This window comes from Rahnella sp. BIGb0236 (assembly GCF_004364755.1).
Lineage (GTDB): Bacteria > Pseudomonadota > Gammaproteobacteria > Enterobacterales > Enterobacteriaceae > Rahnella > Rahnella victoriana.
Genome location: NZ_SOAO01000008.1, coordinates 87696 through 103057 on the forward strand (window position 1 = coordinate 87696; position 15362 = coordinate 103057).

Below are 15362 nucleotides of genomic sequence, written 5' to 3' on the forward strand. Positions count from 1 at the left end.
TTGTGAAAAAAGTTTATCGATTGATCCTTCCTGTATCACGACGCCTTTCAAACTGCATAATAATACTCAACGAAGCAGGTAATACTGTCAGCGTGACGACCGTGCCAATGATAAGCCCGCCGATAATCGCATAGGCCATGGGTCCCCAAAAAACCTGCCCGGCAATCGGGATCATTCCCAGTATCGCAGCGCAAGCCGTGAGCAATATTGGCCGGGAACGATGTTGTGCCGCTGCTTTGATGGCCTCATCGCGGCCAAGCCCCTCCCTGACGTTATTGTCCACTTCACTGATAAGGATCACCGCATTGCGGATAATCATGCCTGCCAGTGCGATGATACCCAGCAAGGCAACAAAGCCCATCGGCGTCCCCGTCGGCAACATCGCCAGCACAATCCCAATCAGTCCGAAGGGAGCCATAAACAACGCGAGAAGCATACGGGAGAAGCGCTGCAACTGAATCATCAGCAGGGTCAGCATAACAAACAGGGTAACCGGCAATACCGCGAACACCGAGCTGTTGCCTTTGTCCGACTCGGCCACCACACCGCCCTCCTCTATCGTATACGCCGGCGGTAACGTTGCCCTGAAACGTGAGACCAAAGGAGAGAGCTGCTGAGAAACCCCCTCTGCACTCAGACCTGCGGCTAAATCAGTTTGTACTGTAATAAACGGCAGGCGCTGACGACGCCAGATAACCGGGTCTTCAATTCCCCAGACCGGCGTCGCCACCTGACTCACGGGGATTTTCTGCCCTTTTGCCGTGGTGATCATCAGCCCGGACAGCGTCGTCAAATCTTGCCGTTCGCGCTTATTCCCCCGCAGAACAACATCAATCAACCGGTTTTTATCCCTGATGGTGGTGACTACGCTGCCAGACCAGACTGTGTTAAGTAACGTAGCGAGGCTTTCGGAAGTAACACCCGCCGCCCGTGCCGCAGTCTGATTCACCTTTAAGGTGATGACCCGTTCGGGTTCACCGGCGGTCAGGTTAACTTCGCGGGTTTCGGGACTGTTTCCAAGAACGCTGGCAAGTTGCTGCGCAATCTGCCTGACCTTTGCATAATCGGGTCCGCTGACGCGATATTTTACCGGCCAGCCGACGGGAGGACCCAGTTCCAGCGGCGAAACGCGCGTCGTGATATCGCTGAAATCCCGGGCCAAAACCGTTTCCAGTCGCGCCCGTAACGTATCCCTGTCCTCCAGACTTTTGGCGACGATGACCACCTGTGCCGTGTTCTCATCATTGAGTAACACGTCCATAGGCAGGTAAAACCGCACTGCGCCTGACCCCACATACGTAGAAAAATGGTCAATGTTCGGATTGTCTTTCAGGGCGTGCTCCAGCCTCTCCGCTTGTCGTGCCGTGTCGCGTTGAGAAGCATTGCCGGGAAGCGTAAGGCTGACCAGCAGTTCCGGACGATCCGACGCCGGGAAAAACTCGCCCTGCATAAACGTGGTCGCATAAGCGGCAAGCCCTAACAAAAGGCAGGCAAAGCCGACGGTCATCACGCGATGCATCAGAACCTGATTAAGCAGACGCTGATAGAAACGCATCAGTCTGCCCTGTTTTTCAGCGTGTGATGCCAGTTTCTCAGGCAACAGCCAGGTTCCGATCAGGGGTGAAAAAAGGATGGCCACGACCCAGGAACATAAAAGCGCAATCAGAACCACGGCGAAGAGAGAATAGCAATACTCTCCCGCACTTGAGGCGGCAAACCCCACCGGGATAAAACCCGCTATCATCACCAGCGTGCCGGTCAGCATCGGGAAAGCCGTCGTTTCAAATGCGTAAGTCGCCGCCCGCCATGTAGGATCACCGGCCTCAATGCGTGACACCATCGCCTCGACGGTGATCATGGCATCATCCACCAGCAGACCCAGGGCGATGATTAACGCACCCAGCGAAATACGTTGTAACCCGATGCCGGCAAGCATCATGCCGATAAACGTCATCGCCAGCACGATGGGGATCGCCGCAGCCACCACCAGCCCGGCACGGGTGCCTAATGAGACGAAGGACACCGCCAGCACAATCACCACAGCCTCAATCAACACCCGGATAAAGCCGCTTACCGCCTGCGATACTACGGCCGACTGATCCGCAACTTTAACCATTTCAATACCGTGCGGGAGCTGTGCGGCAATCACGGCCATCCGGTCATTAAGTGCCTTGCCAAAAGACAGCATGTTGCCTGTGGAAGCCATGGAAATGGCAAGACCGATAGCGGGCTGCCCGTTGACCCGGAATGCCGGTGACGGAGGCTCGGCATCCTGGCGGCTAATCTTCGCGATATCCGTCAGCGGAATGTAGCGCCCGGCAATGTGCAGCGTCACCGCGCGTAAACTTTGCTCTGACGTCAGTGCGCCACTCACACGCAGGGCAATGTTTTCACTGTCGGTTCGCAAAACGCCTGAAGGTTCAACCGCATTTTGCGACTTCAGTGCATCGGTGACTTGCCGGAGATCCAGTCCCATTCCCGCCAGTTGTGCCGGTGAAAATTCGAGAACCATATTCTCCTCCTGCACACCCAGCAGGCTGGCTTTTCCCATATCCGGCAGCGACATCAGACTGCGGCTGATATCATCAACTTTGTCGCGAAGTTCGCGCGGCGTGAAACCTTCCGCAGTAAAGCCATAAAGGGTGCCGAACGTGTCATCAAATTCGTCATCCACCGAGGGGCCCTGCACGCCCGCTGGCAGTGACGGCGCGATATCCTGCATCTTTTTGCGTACCTGATACCAGATACCCGCAACCTCTGCAGGGGGCGTGTCATCACGAAGATTGACGAAAATGACCGATTGCCCGGCGTGCGTTTCACTTTGCACAAAATCAAGATAAGGCGTTTCCTGCAGTTTTTTCTCCAGCGTATCGGTAACCAGATTAACCGTATCCTCCACGCTCGCCCCCGGCCAGTTCGCGGACACCACGGCAGTTTTAATGGTAAACGCCGGATCTTCATTACGGGGGAGTTGCTCATAGCTGATGACGCCCGCCGCCATTAACAGCAGCATAAAAAAGGCAATCAGTGACTGATGATCCAGCGCCCAGGCTGAAAGGTTGAAGGCCCCGACAGGGGAAGACGGTTTCATTCGCTGTCCTCGCCGGGCATGACTTTTTCACCTTCACGAAGTTTACTCACACCGGCAATGACCACCCTTTCGCCCGGGTGTACACCGGTTGAGATAAATATTTCAGAGGTACTGTAGCGCCCAACAGCAACCGGTCGTAAATGCAGCGACTGCGTTTTCTCATCAAACACAAAAACAGCCGGTTTATTCCCGGTACGGGTCAGCGCAGAGGCAGGCAGTGCGATCAAAAGCGGGCCTGATGCGTTAAGAGTGAGTTGAACACTGGCACCGAGTGCCATGGCCGGTGGCGGGTTATCGAGGGTGATGCGGAGGCGCCAGGTGCGGGTTTGCGGGTCGGCCTGCGGGCTGACGTCGCGGAAATGCCCCTGCGCAACCACGGAAGGAGCAGAAAGTAACGATAGAGTAAACAGGCTATCAGCTTGCTGAGGAACAGACCGGGGATCGGCCACATCAAATACGGCATCACGCAGGTTACCACTGGCCAGGGTGATTACAGATTGCCCGGCACTGACCACTTGTCCTGCCGACGCGCTGACCTGGGTGGTCACGCCGTCAGCGGGAGCCGTGAGCTTTGCCCAGGAGACGTTTTCCTGCGCATTTTTCAGCGCATCTTCACTGTTCTGACGCTTCGCGCGGGCTGCCTGCCAGTCTGCCTGCGCGCTATCAAGCTGCGATCGTGCAATCGCCCCGGAAGGCATCAATAACTGCATACGTCTGAGACTGAGCGCCGCGACCTGCTCAGCCGCGCGGGCGCTGTTCAGGTCGGACTGCGCACTGCTGAGCTGGTTACGGCTGGTCTCGCTTTCTTGCGTGGCCAGAACCTGACCGGCGATCACGTGGTCCCCCACCTCGGCCTGCCGCGTCAGAATACGCCCGTCCAGCCGGAATCCGAGCGTCACCTCTTCATGGGCGCGAATTTCACCCGTTTGAAGCTGGGAGCCGCAAGCAACAGGCGGCGGTGCAATGAATGTACGCACCGGCCTGATGGAGGGCGCGTGTTTATGGGCTTTCTCACCACAGCCTGTCAGCACCATGGCAATCACCAGCAGACAGGCGGCAGGAATGAAGGGAAGCATCCGACCAGAGGCGGATAAGTGGCGAACGGCGTGGCGCGCATAATCGGTGAAGGTAACAGCCATGACAGTCTTCCTGAATTGAGATATCGCTATTCAATCCGTTCACTGTCCAGATTCCCGTAATATTTCATCAAGAAATCGTCAAGATCAGCACTTTTTTATTACCGCCCATTCAGGTCAGGCTCACGGTGATAATCAACCCTCCCTGCGCTTTCAGTGATGCCCTTATGCTGCCGCCATGTGCTTCGCATATTGCACGGGCAATCGACAGCCCTAAGCCGCTTCCGCCGGAATGTCTCGCACGGGAGGCCTCTGCCCGGGTAAAACGTTCAAACATCACTGGAAGAAAATCCCCCTCCACACCGGGACCAAAATCCTCAAAGACAACGTCGACCCCCTCTGGTCGCTGCACCACATTAATGTCCAGACGCTGGCCCTCTGCGGCATAACGCAACGCATTTTCCATCAATATGGTGAAGACCTGCCCAAGACGAAAGGGATCCCCGACGTAATGGCAAACCTCCGATGGCTTCAGGATGATGCTAAACCCCGCCTGCGTTGTCTGAGGATTAAGCCATGCTGCGCGCTCACGCAGCAATTCAGTCAGGTCTGTTGGGACGTTATCAAGATTGAGCTGGCCTGCATCGGCCAGTGACAGCAGGTGAAGCTCATCAATCAACCGGTTTAAGTGCAGAAGTTGTTCCATGACCATCTGCAATTGTCGCGGCTCCGGTTTAAATACCCCGTCAAGCATCCCCTGCAATCGTCCCACGGCCGCCGTCAGCGGTGAACGTAATTCATGTGCCATCGCCACGTGTGAAGCCCGCAACTCCCTCTCATAACGCGAGAGTTGCAGCATCATGGCGTTAAAATCATCAGTAAAGTGGATGAGTTCGGACGGGGCATTTTTAACGGATCTGGCACGCGTATTGAAATTACCCTGGGTCACGGCTCTCGCGACCTGTGCAAGATCACTGAACTGCGAGGACAACGGACGTGCCGCTTTGAGGCCGAGTATCACAATAAAGGGAATGACCACGACGACCAGTATGCCGACCATCATCCAGTCGGCATTCGCAATAGACGGATCCGAGTAACGCGCGCCCCAGCCTTCATCGATAATCTGATGAAATCGCGCAAGATTTAGCTCCGGATTTTCACGCAGCACGTCAAATTCTGCCCTGAGCGCAGGAGACATATGGTGTAACACCCAGAGGTTCTCAATGGCAAAACGCAGCCACATGCAAAACGCAATGACGATCACGCTGCCAATGGCCAGCGTCAGGATGCGGACACAAATCCAGCGCCATAATGACTGAGATTGGATCGAAATCATGGCTGTCTGAACCTGTAACCGACGCTGCGCACGTTGACCAGCACGTTAACAATGCCCGCTGATTCAAGCTTCTTACGTAAGTTGTAAATGTGCGTGTCCACCACGCGCTCAAGCGCCTCGCTTTCAGGCAGGCAACTTTCCAGAAGATGCTGACGGGAAAACGGACGTGTGGGTGTGCGCATCAGTGTCGTGAGCACGGAAAACTCCGTCGGCGTCAGATCAAGGTAGGAAAGCGTGCCTGCGGGCGTCCTGACGGTTGCAGTGAAGGCTTCCGCGTTCACTTCCAGATCTCTCCACCGGAGGATCGGTGCTGATTTTTCACCTGACGACATCCGGCGTATCACCGCCTGCACCCGCGCCACTACTTCAGCAGGATTATAAGGTTTAACAATATAATCATCGGCACCGAAACGCAGCGCACTGATCTTATCGGGCATGTCCCCCATCGCCGTCACCATAATGACGGGAATGCTGCTTTCCCGACGCAAGGATGCTAATACCTCTGTTCCCCTCATGCCGGGAAGCATCACATCCAGCAGAATAAGATCCGGCTTCCAGCCCTGTGCGATACCCAACCCGGACAGGCCGTCTCCCGCAATCTGTACTTCATAACCTTCACGTTTCAAATAGGCATCGAGAACGTCCGCCGCATCGGCATCATCTTCAATAATCAGGATTCGTTTTGTCTGCATTTTGGTCGCCTTGACTGTTTCTTCATAAATTCCCGACAGTTTATTGACACTGCCTCTTCATACTTTGGGTCTCAGACGCGGCTGCAATCCGCTACGAACCATACGTTTGGGTGATGAGGAATCACATGATATCCAGAAAACTAATACTGCACATTACCTGTTTCGGTCTGTCCGCAACAGTGCTTCAGGCACTGGCTGACGATACCCCACCCGCCCCCACTTTTACCGTCGGCATGGGCGCACAGAGCGCGCCGCGCTACAGCGGTTCCGATCAGCGCCACTGGCTGGTCGCGCCGGTCATTCAGGCACGCGACGGTGCCTTTTTCTTCGATTCGCTCAAAGGCGTGGGTTATGACCTGCAGGCGGATAACGGCCTGTATCTGGAGCATACGCTGGGATACGGCCTAGGGCGGACAGACAGAAACTCCACCTGGCGGGATGGTTCGAATAAACTCAAAGGCATGGGGAATATCGATGCGACCATGAATACCGCGCTCGCGGTCGGCTGGTCAGCCACGCCGTGGCTGTCTTTTGAAGGCAAAGCCACTCTGCCTCTGACAGACGGGCAAGGTGTGCATTATCAGACTTCCGTCACGGTACTGCCGGTACAAAACGACACCGACACTGTCGCACTTCAGTCGGCGGCGCTCTTTGGCGACCGGCGCTATATGAACACCTTTTATGGCGTGAGCCGCGAACAAAGCGACCGCACTAATTTCGCGCCTTATCAGTCGGCCGGGGGGTTCTATGGCGTAGACAGCAGCCTGACCTGGAGCCACCAGTTCACGTCGCACTGGGGCGGCGTCGTCAGTGCCGATTACACCTGGCTGGACGACAAAGCCGGTAACAGCCCGATTGTCGTTAAGCGCGGCGGCACAACCTACAATTTCGGTGTGCTTTATACCTTCTGAAGGCCTGAACATGAACCGATGAAAAGTCGTCTTTAACGGCGACTTTTCACACGCCCAAACTCATTCACTTTCCTGCATAATAAAGGCGACTCAGATGAAAGGAGATATCGCAACACTGGTTGTGATCATTCTGTTTTATTTATTCTCATATTATTGCGTTTTTTTATTATTATCGCCCCGGCGTTTTTGAGGCCACGTCAGTCGATTCGCCAGCTGGTTGAAAATTCGTTATCATCCGCCTCCCTTTTGCCGCCGGTCAGTCTGATGTCTGTGATCACCGATACGTTTATTGCCCCGCCGTGCCATGACGAGATAGAAATCCTCTTTCAGGACGATCATCTGGTGCTGATCAATAAGCCCGCCGGGCTGCTCAGCCTTTCGGGGAAAAATCCGCAAAATCTGGATTCCGTGCATCACCGGCTGGTGAGGATTTTCCCTGGCTGTACGCTGGTTCACCGGCTGGATTTCGGCACGTCAGGATTACTGGTGGTTGCCCGCAATAAAGCGATTAATGCCGCGCTTTGCCAGCAGTTCAGTCAGCGTTCGGTGACGAAGGTCTACAGCGCACTGCTTTGCGGGCACCTGCGCGACGACGAAGGGGTGATAGATGCGGCGATTGCCAAAGATCCGGCGCTGTTCCCGCTGATGTCGATTTGCGCCATCCACGGTAAGCCCGCCCGCTCACGCTTTAAGGTGATTGAACGGTTTCATCGTGAGGGGGAAGACGGGACGTTACTGCCGCTGACGCGGGTGGAACTGATCCCGGAGACCGGGCGAACCCATCAGCTGCGCATTCATTGTCAGCAATTGGGCCACCCGATTTTGGGCTGTGACCTGTATGGCGGACGCCTGTTGCCGGGCACAGAACTGACGCCGCGATTAATGCTGCACGCCAGTGCATTGAATTTTGTTCATCCCGTCAGCGGAGAGAAAATCGAAGCCCGTAACCGCTGTCCGTTCTGAACGCAGTATCACCACATCAGATCATCAGGCACTTTAAAATCAGCGTACGGATCTTCTTCATCCTGTTCTTCCTGACTCAGCGCGCTGTTCAGCACAATACTGCCCGCATCGCGCTGCGCGATTTTATCGGCCACGCTGGCCGGGATAATCGCGTACTGACTCTCGCCGCCGTTATCCACCATCAGACGCGCAATCGCGAGACGACCGCTGATCAGCTGAGCCTGGGTGGTTTTATCCACATAGATTTTTTTAATCAGATTATTGTCGGTGAAGTTAAAACCGATATCGCCTTTTGAAATATCGATTTTATTCATTTCAATCAGCTGCTTCACCTGCGCTTTATATTCTTTCGATAACGCGGCTTGTTTTTGCTGTTCGCTGAGCTGCCTGTCACGTTCAAGTTGCGCTTTTTTATTCTCTTCCACCGCTTCTCTGGCCTCACGGGCCTGAACGCGGGACTTTTTAGCCGTTCTTTCCACTTTGGCCATTTTCTTGCTGGTCACTAAGCCGGCTTTGAGCAGTTGCTCTTGTAAAGTAAGTTTTGTCATCTTGGTTTCTGAATCCGCTGAATAATGGGCGGGATTATACCTGTAATTGCAGACACGATCCCAGTCAGCGCGCCAAATTAGAAAAGCCCGCTCAGGGCAACCTGCGCGGGCTTGATACTTTCAGGCTTTTGTCTCTCAGAGTTCGAAGCGATCCAGATCCATGACTTTGGTCCATGCCGCGACAAAGTCTTTCACGAATTTCTCTTTGGCATCACCGCTGGCGTAAACCTCGGCGCTGGCACGCAGCACGGCGTTCGAGCCAAACACCAAATCGGCGCGGGTGGCGGTATATTTCACTTCCCCGCTGACCCGATCGCGCCCTTCGAAACGTTCGCCGGTCGCATCGGTGGCTTTCCATTCCGTGCGCATATCCAGCAAATTCACGAAGAAGTCCGTGTTCAGCTCGCCCGTTTTATCGGTGAAGACGCCCAGATCACTGCCGTCATAGTTCGCCCCAAGCGCACGTAAGCCCCCCACCAGCACGGTTAATTCCGGTGCGGTAAGCGTCAGTTGCTGAGCCTTGTCGATCAGCAGATTTTCGGTTGAGGTGTTGGCCGACTCCCCACGGTAGTTACGGAAACCATCTGCTTTCGGTTTAAGCAATTCGAAGGATTCAACATCCGTCTGATCCTGACGCGCATCCACACGCCCCGGCGTGAACGGCACTTCAATATCGACATTGACCGCTTTTGCCGCTTTTTCGACACCAACCACGCCCGCCAGCACAATCACATCTGCCAGAGACGCTTTCGGGAATGCCTGCTGCACGGATTCCAGCGCTGGCAATACACGGGCGGCGATGGCATTCACGTCCCAGCCTCGCTGCGGTTGCAGCGCCAGGCGGGCACCGTTGGCACCTCCGCGTTTGTCACCGCCACGGAAGGTGGACGCCGACGCCCATGCCACCGAGGTCAGTTCACCGGCAGACAAACCGGTCGCGGCAATTTTTTCTTTCAGTTGCGCGATATCAGCGACGGTCGGGTGATAAACCGGCGCCGGTAGCGGATCCTGCCAGATGAGATCTTCTTTCGGCACTTCAGGACCGATATAGCGCGCTTTCGGTCCCATATCCCTGTGCGTCAGTTTGTACCAGGCACGGGCGAAAGCCTCGTTAAACGCCTGCGGATCGCTGTGGAAACGACGGGAAATCTTCTCGAATTCCGGGTCAAAACGCAGCGTCAGATCGGTAACAAGCATGGTCGGTTTGCGTTTTTTCGAGGTATCGAACGGATCAGGGATAATGTCCGGCGCATTGACCGCTTCAAACTGGATCGCACCGGCAGGGCTGCGGGTCTGCACCCACTCGTATTTGAACAGGTTCTCGAAGAAGTAATTGCTCCACTGCGTTGGCGTCTGCGACCAGATGACTTCCAGACCGGACGTGATGGCATCCGCGCCGACACCGGAGCCGTAGTTGTTGGCCCAGCCCAGCCCCTGTGCTTCAATCGGTGCGGTTTCAGGATCCACATCGACGTGGGTGGCGGGACCTGCGCCGTGGGTTTTTCCGAGCGTGTGCCCGCCGGCAATCAGGGCGACGATCTCTTCATCGTTCATGCCCATATTACCGAACGTGGCGCGTATAGCCGGGGCGGCGGACGCCGGATCGCCACTGTGATTCGGGCCTTCCGGGTTGACGTAAATCAGCCCCATTTCCGTTGCGCCGAGCGGCGATTTAGCCAGTTCTTCAGGATGACGGTGCTCAAGCCAGGTGGTCTCGTCGCCCCAGTTTACGTCCAGATCCGGTTCCCAGACGTCTTCACGCCCGGCACCAAATCCAAAGGTGCGGAAGCCGGAGTTTTCCAGCGCGACGTTCCCCGCCAGAATATATAAATCGGCCCAGGAAATTTTCTGGCCGTATTTTTGTTTCACCGGCCATAACAGACGGCGCGCTTTATCAAGGCTGACGTTATCTGGCCAGGAGTTTAACGGTGCAAAACGTTGCTGGCCGCGCCCCGAGCCACCACGCCCGTCAACGGAACGGTAGGTCCCGGCGCTGTGCCACGCCATGCGGATGAACAGGCCGATATAACTTCCCCAGTCGGCAGGCCACCAGGGTTGCGACTCGGTGAGCAGCCCCTTGAGATCGGCTTTGAGTGCGGAATAGTCTAATTTGGCAAATTCTTTACGGTAATCAAATGCTTCGCCCAACGGGTTTGAGCGCGCGGAATGCTGATTCAGTAAGTCGACTCTGAGCTGGTTAGGCCACCAGTCGCGGTTACCGGTCCCGCCGCCAGAGGCTTTATTGGTATTTCCCTGATGGAAAGGACATTTGCTGACATCGGCTTCTCTGTTTGCTTCAACAATGGGCTTTGCGTCTTTTGCTTCTTCATCAATAGAACTGCTCATGCTCACACTCCTGTTATGTAGTCTCATTGCTACTCTATACGCGGATTTACGCCAGTCACATCTGAATTACCCTATGTATTTGATAGACCTTCCCTTCGGATTTATGCGCAGACATTGAAGGTTTTGACAGCACAAAAAGGGCCACAGTGATTATAGAATAGCCACTTAATAAGCGAGGCTTCTCTTTCAGCGTCGCAAAATGAAAAAAGCCCGCGTGAGTTTCCTCAGGCGGGCTTCAGGACGGACGGGAGATTAATCGCGCCAGCCCATTTCAGGGGCCACATGTTTAAGTATCGATTCAATCACATGCACGTTGTACTCCACGCCAAGCTGATTCGGCACCGTCAGCAATAACGTATCGGCTTCAGCAATCGCTTCATCCTGCTTCAGCTGTTTGATCAGCAGGTCCGGCGTCGCCGCATAGCTGCGGCCGAAAATCGCCCGGGTTTTCTCATCGAGGAAACCGACTTTATCGCCATCGTTGCTGCTGCCGCCAAAATAGGCACGGTCACGGTCATCCATCAGCGCGAAAATACTGCGACTGACCGAGACGCGCGGCGTTCGCGTATGTCCAGCCTCTTTCCAGGCTTCACGATAAGCGCGGATCTGCTGCGCCTGCTGAATATGGAACGGCTCCCCGGTTTCATCATCTTTCAGGGTGGAGCTTTGCAAATTCATGCCCAGTTTCGCCGCCCAGACTGCTGTGGCATTCGAGCCAGCGCCCCACCAGATGCGCTCACGCAGACCTTCAGAATACGGCTCAGGGCGCAACATGCCCGGCGGATTCGGAAACATCGGCTGCGGGTTCGGTTTCGCAAAACCTTCACCACGCAGCACATCAAGAAAGGCTTCGGTATGACGACGCGCCATATCAGCCTCAGTTTCACCTTCAGCGGGCTGATAGCCAAAATAGCGCCAGCCATCCACCACCTGTTCCGGTGAGCCACGGCTGATGCCCAGTTGCAAACGACCCCCAGAGATCAGATCGGCCGCACTGGCATTTTCCGCCATATACAGCGGATTTTCATACCGCATGTCGATCACGCCGGTACCGATTTCAATTTTGCGGGTCTTCGCACCAATGGCGGCCAGCAACGGAAAAGGCGACGCCAGCTGACGGGCAAAGTGATGCACCCTGAAGTAAGCGCCATCCGCGCCGAGCTCTTCTGCCGCGACCGCCAGATCGATAGATTGCAGCAACGCGTCAGCCGCCGAGCGGGTTCCCGACTGCGGAGAAGGCGTCCAGTGACCAAATGATAAAAATCCAATCTTCTTCATAGCGTATTTATCCTCATGTCCGGGTAATCCTGACGTTGAGCCATCGCGAAATGGCGCAGTAATAGGCTTACTTTACGCGACTCAGGATGAGAATAAATATCATTTGTTTAACATACTGATTCAGTTTATTTGATGAATGCCGCCGATTTTTGGCTATTTTTTAATAAGCTGAACAAATTGTCTTCCATCAGAACGCCGATCAAAAAAATCCTTTGCTACCGGCGGCGTCACTCGCTATTATGCGCCCCGTTCACACGATTCCTCTGTAGTTCAGTCGGTAGAACGGCGGACTGTTAATCCGTATGTCACTGGTTCGAGTCCAGTCAGAGGAGCCAAATTAGAAAAGCCCGCTCAGGAAACTGAGCGGGCTTTTTGCTTTTGCCTGACCCGTCCCGGATACAGAATTTATCTTCCCGCGCTGGCCTTTTTAAAAGCAGTCCCGGTTCTTCAGACGACACCCGCCTCTGCGTCTCAGGCATGGGTGGCGATTTCTTGGCCAAATATTTTCTAACGCTGCGCGTTGTAAACCGGATAATCAGTAAAACCTTCACCCGTCCCGCCATACAGCGTTCTGCTGTTAAGATCGTTAAATGCCCAACCGTTCGCTATGCGTTCAGGGAGATCAGGGTTGGCGATAAATGGTCGACCAAATGCGATGAGGTCAGCCAACTGCTCCTCAACCATCCGGGCACCACGTTCTGCTGTGTATCGACCAGCGTAGATGATGCGCCCACTAAATATCGCGCGGATCTCACGGCGGAACGCTTCGGGTAAGTCAGGAGCATTTTCCCAGTCGGCTTCGGCTATAGACACATAGGCAACACCGGCGTTTTCCAGGATTTTTACCGCTTCTACATAGGTTTTATGCGGATCACTTTCAACCAGGCCGATATAGACGCGGTCTTCATCTGTGCTGGAAAATAACGGCGTAAAGCGAACGCCCAGACGGTCTGGCCCTATTGCATGAGAGATAGCCTGCACAATTTCATCCAAAAACCGCAGTCGATTTTCAACGGAACCGCCGTATTCATCCTTACGCTGGTTTGCATGCTCTGAAATGAACTGATTAACCAAATAACCATTCGCAGCATGGATCTCGACCCCGTCAAAACCTGCACTGATGGCATTTTTCGCCGCCTGGGCATATAAATTCACGAGATCTTTAATTTCTGACCGCGTCAGTTCGCGGGGAATTGAAGGGGTGACCAACGTGCCCGTACCTGGCCCCGTCTCAATAAACGCCTTTGCTTGTTCAGCCTGAATGGCTGAAGGAGCCACAGGGGCACTTTCTTCTGGTTGCAGTGCGGAATGAGAAACGCGTCCCACATGCCAGAGTTGTGCAAAAATAATCCCCCCTTCCGCATGGACCGCGCGGGTCACTTTTTTCCACCCCTCAATGTGTTGCTCAGTATAAATTCCCGGTGTCCAGGCATAACCTTGTCCACGAGGCTCAATCTGAGTGCCTTCAGTGATCATGAAACCTGCACCCGCGCGTTGACGGTAATATTCGGCCATGAGGTCGGTGGGTATATTTCCTGGTTGTCCACTTCTTTGGCGCGTCAGCGGTGGAAATACAATGCGATTTTTGAGGGTATAAGGACCAAGCTGAGTTGGCTCGAATAAGGCTTTATGATTCATAAGGATTTTCCATCAGTGATCATCGTAAGAGGTGACAGGCAGGCATCCTGTCACCTTCACTTCGTCAACAGTTATGCACTCAACTGCCTGATTAGCTGGGCTGCCGTTGCTGCCGAGGACGTTGGGTTTTGCCCGGTGATCAGCAGGCCATCGCTGACCACATAAGAACTCCAGTCCTCCCCTTTCGAATAAATCCCGCCTTTGGCAATCAACTCGTCTTCTACCAGGAAAGGCACAATCTGCGTCAGGCCCACGGCTTCCTCTTCGCTGTTGGTAAAACCGGTGACCTTACGGCCTGCTACCAGCGGTTTTCCCTCCGGGGTTTTGACGTGGCGCAGCACGCCAGGCGCATGGCAGACCAGAGCAACGTGCTTGTTTGCCGCCAGGAAGGCTTCGATAAGGGCGATGGAGTTTTTATCTTCGGCCAGGTCCCACAGAGGGCCGTGACCACCCGGATAAAAAACGGCGTCGTAATCAGCGTGTGAAACGCTGTCGAGACGAACCGTTGACGCCAGGTGTGCGGTTGCTTCTGCGTCTGCCTCGAAGCGGTGGGTCTGCCCGGTCTGGAAGTCAGGCTCATTACTTTTTGGGTCTAACGGCGGGTTACCGCCTTTCGGTGAAGCCAGCGTAATTTCTGCGCCTGCGTCTTTAAAGGCGTAGTAAGGTGCGGCCAGCTCTTCCAGCCAGAAGCCGGTTTTGCGGCCGGTGTCACCCAGTTTGTCGTGTGAGGTTAAGACCATCAGAATTTTCATAACAACTCCTGCATTTCAAATCAATAATTGGATTAGACCAGTCGTCTAATTAAGCGGTAAATATTAGACTGGTCGTATATTAAACGGGTACAAAAACGGCTCTTTACTGAGTACCCCCTGGCTAGGGGGTAATATGAATAATTTTTCTTGTCGTCAGCAGCGCTGAATCAAACGGGCCAGTATTTCGAACAATCTTGACCATGACGCTTGCACCTACCCAAAGCTGGTAGAGGCTTTCTGCCACGGTGCGAGGTGTATCGTCAATAGTGAGAGACCCCTCGGCTACGCCCGTTTCTAACGCTTCTGCCAGACGCGAGATTATCCCTGAAGTGCCTGCCTCTAGCGTTAAGCGCATCGTGTCCGAAAGATCGGCAACTTCAGCGCCTAGTTTCACGGCAAGACACTTACCCTGACAATCAGAGAACGACTGAGATTCCCGCCACTGCTGCCAGTAGTTCATCAGCCGCTGAGCCATGTTGAGACCAGGCTGGCCCAGTGTCCTGTCGATATCGGCGAGATAAACATCAAAATAATGTGCCAGCATATCTGCGCCGAAAGCTTCTTTCGAACTAAAGTAATGATAGAAAGAGCCTTTGGGCACACCAGCATCTTTGAGTATTTCGTTCAATCCGACCGCGGAAAATCCTTTACCCGCCATGATCCGCTGACCTGTCGCCAGAATATGCTCGCGGATTTCATTGTTATGTAGTTGCGTTGTAGTATTCATGTGC

The 15362-nt window shown here is 54.4% G+C and carries 12 protein-coding genes and 1 tRNA gene; 3 read left to right on the forward strand and 10 right to left on the reverse strand.

Going from position 1 to position 15362, the window contains the following annotated elements; genetic code table 11:
- Positions 1–13: 13 nt before the first annotated feature.
- From EDF78_RS16730 to EDF78_RS16745, 4 genes are all read right to left on the reverse strand, one after another.
- Positions 14–3091, reverse strand: a complete 3078-nt coding sequence (locus EDF78_RS16730) for an efflux RND transporter permease subunit (protein WP_133823523.1) — start codon at positions 3089–3091, stop codon at positions 14–16.
- On the reverse strand, positions 3088–4230 hold the full coding sequence (locus tag EDF78_RS16735; RefSeq protein ID WP_133823524.1) for an efflux RND transporter periplasmic adaptor subunit: 1143 nt from the start codon (positions 4228–4230) through the stop codon (positions 3088–3090). The genes EDF78_RS16730 and EDF78_RS16735 overlap by 4 nt, the downstream gene beginning before the upstream one ends.
- A 109-nt stretch (positions 4231–4339) precedes the next feature.
- Positions 4340–5503 (reverse strand): ATP-binding protein, encoded by a 1164-nt coding sequence (locus EDF78_RS16740; RefSeq protein ID WP_133823525.1) that lies wholly within the window; start codon positions 5501–5503, stop codon positions 4340–4342.
- Positions 5500–6195, reverse strand: a complete 696-nt coding sequence (locus EDF78_RS16745; RefSeq protein WP_095921594.1) for a response regulator — start codon at positions 6193–6195, stop codon at positions 5500–5502. Before EDF78_RS16745 ends, EDF78_RS16740 begins: the two co-directional genes overlap by 4 nt.
- Positions 6196–6320: 125 nt before the next feature.
- Here EDF78_RS16745 and EDF78_RS16750 point away from each other — a divergent pair, with 125 nt between their 5' ends.
- Together EDF78_RS16750 and EDF78_RS16755 are read left to right on the forward strand one after the other, a co-directional pair.
- Positions 6321–7106, forward strand: coding sequence for a MipA/OmpV family protein (locus EDF78_RS16750; protein WP_133823526.1), 786 nt, complete (start codon positions 6321–6323; stop codon positions 7104–7106).
- Between the two features lie 264 nt (positions 7107–7370).
- Positions 7371–8069, forward strand: a complete 699-nt coding sequence (locus tag EDF78_RS16755) for an RluA family pseudouridine synthase (protein ID WP_095925111.1) — start codon at positions 7371–7373, stop codon at positions 8067–8069.
- A gap of 8 nt (positions 8070–8077) precedes the next feature.
- Here EDF78_RS16755 and EDF78_RS16760 read toward each other — a convergent pair whose 3' ends face one another.
- From EDF78_RS16760 to EDF78_RS16770, 3 genes are all read right to left on the reverse strand, one after another.
- Positions 8078–8617: a DUF2058 domain-containing protein gene (locus EDF78_RS16760; RefSeq protein WP_133823527.1), complete on the reverse strand. Its 540-nt coding sequence runs from the start codon at positions 8615–8617 to the stop codon at positions 8078–8080.
- A gap of 135 nt (positions 8618–8752) precedes the next feature.
- Entirely contained in the window at positions 8753–10963 is a 2211-nt protein-coding gene (gene katG / locus EDF78_RS16765) for a catalase/peroxidase HPI (protein WP_243839463.1), read from the reverse strand.
- Between the two features lie 252 nt (positions 10964–11215).
- Positions 11216–12241 carry an LLM class flavin-dependent oxidoreductase gene (locus EDF78_RS16770; protein ID WP_133823528.1) on the reverse strand — a complete coding sequence of 342 codons (1026 nt, stop codon included), beginning with the start codon at positions 12239–12241 and terminating at the stop codon, positions 11216–11218.
- Positions 12242–12500: 259 nt separating this feature from the next.
- Between EDF78_RS16770 and EDF78_RS16775 the strand changes: the two genes are divergently transcribed.
- Positions 12501–12576: transfer RNA gene (locus EDF78_RS16775), tRNA-Asn, on the forward strand.
- Positions 12577–12748: 172 nt separating this feature from the next.
- Here the strand turns inward: EDF78_RS16775 and EDF78_RS16780 are convergent.
- The 3 genes from EDF78_RS16780 to EDF78_RS16790 form a co-directional block, all read right to left on the reverse strand.
- The gene (locus EDF78_RS16780; RefSeq protein ID WP_133823529.1) at positions 12749–13879 is read right to left on the reverse strand and encodes an alkene reductase; all 1131 of its coding nucleotides are present in this window, start codon (positions 13877–13879) and stop codon (positions 12749–12751) included.
- 71 nt (positions 13880–13950) lie between these two features.
- On the reverse strand, positions 13951–14631 hold the full coding sequence (locus EDF78_RS16785; protein WP_131693436.1) for a type 1 glutamine amidotransferase domain-containing protein: 681 nt from the start codon (positions 14629–14631) through the stop codon (positions 13951–13953).
- A 121-nt stretch (positions 14632–14752) separates the two neighbouring features.
- Positions 14753–15358 (reverse strand): TetR/AcrR family transcriptional regulator, encoded by a 606-nt coding sequence (locus EDF78_RS16790; RefSeq protein WP_133823530.1) that lies wholly within the window; start codon positions 15356–15358, stop codon positions 14753–14755.
- Between the last annotated feature and the right edge of the window lie 4 nt (positions 15359–15362).

Coding starts and splice junctions, on each gene's coding strand:
- EDF78_RS16730 (WP_133823523.1), bottom strand. CDS start 3,091: ATGAAACCGTCTTCCCCTGTCGGGGCCTTCAACCTTTCAGCCTGGGCG.
- EDF78_RS16735 (WP_133823524.1), bottom strand. CDS start 4,230: ATGGCTGTTACCTTCACCGATTATGCGCGCCACGCCGTTCGCCACTTA.
- EDF78_RS16740 (WP_133823525.1), bottom strand. CDS start 5,503: ATGATTTCGATCCAATCTCAGTCATTATGGCGCTGGATTTGTGTCCGC.
- EDF78_RS16745 (WP_095921594.1), bottom strand. CDS start 6,195: ATGCAGACAAAACGAATCCTGATTATTGAAGATGATGCCGATGCGGCG.
- EDF78_RS16750 (WP_133823526.1), top strand. CDS start 6,321: ATGATATCCAGAAAACTAATACTGCACATTACCTGTTTCGGTCTGTCC.
- EDF78_RS16755 (WP_095925111.1), top strand. CDS start 7,371: ATGTCTGTGATCACCGATACGTTTATTGCCCCGCCGTGCCATGACGAG.
- EDF78_RS16760 (WP_133823527.1), bottom strand. CDS start 8,617: ATGACAAAACTTACTTTACAAGAGCAACTGCTCAAAGCCGGCTTAGTG.
- katG (WP_243839463.1), bottom strand. CDS start 10,963: ATGAGCAGTTCTATTGATGAAGAAGCAAAAGACGCAAAGCCCATTGTT.
- EDF78_RS16770 (WP_133823528.1), bottom strand. CDS start 12,241: ATGAAGAAGATTGGATTTTTATCATTTGGTCACTGGACGCCTTCTCCG.
- EDF78_RS16780 (WP_133823529.1), bottom strand. CDS start 13,879: ATGAATCATAAAGCCTTATTCGAGCCAACTCAGCTTGGTCCTTATACC.
- EDF78_RS16785 (WP_131693436.1), bottom strand. CDS start 14,631: ATGAAAATTCTGATGGTCTTAACCTCACACGACAAACTGGGTGACACC.
- EDF78_RS16790 (WP_133823530.1), bottom strand. CDS start 15,358: ATGAATACTACAACGCAACTACATAACAATGAAATCCGCGAGCATATT.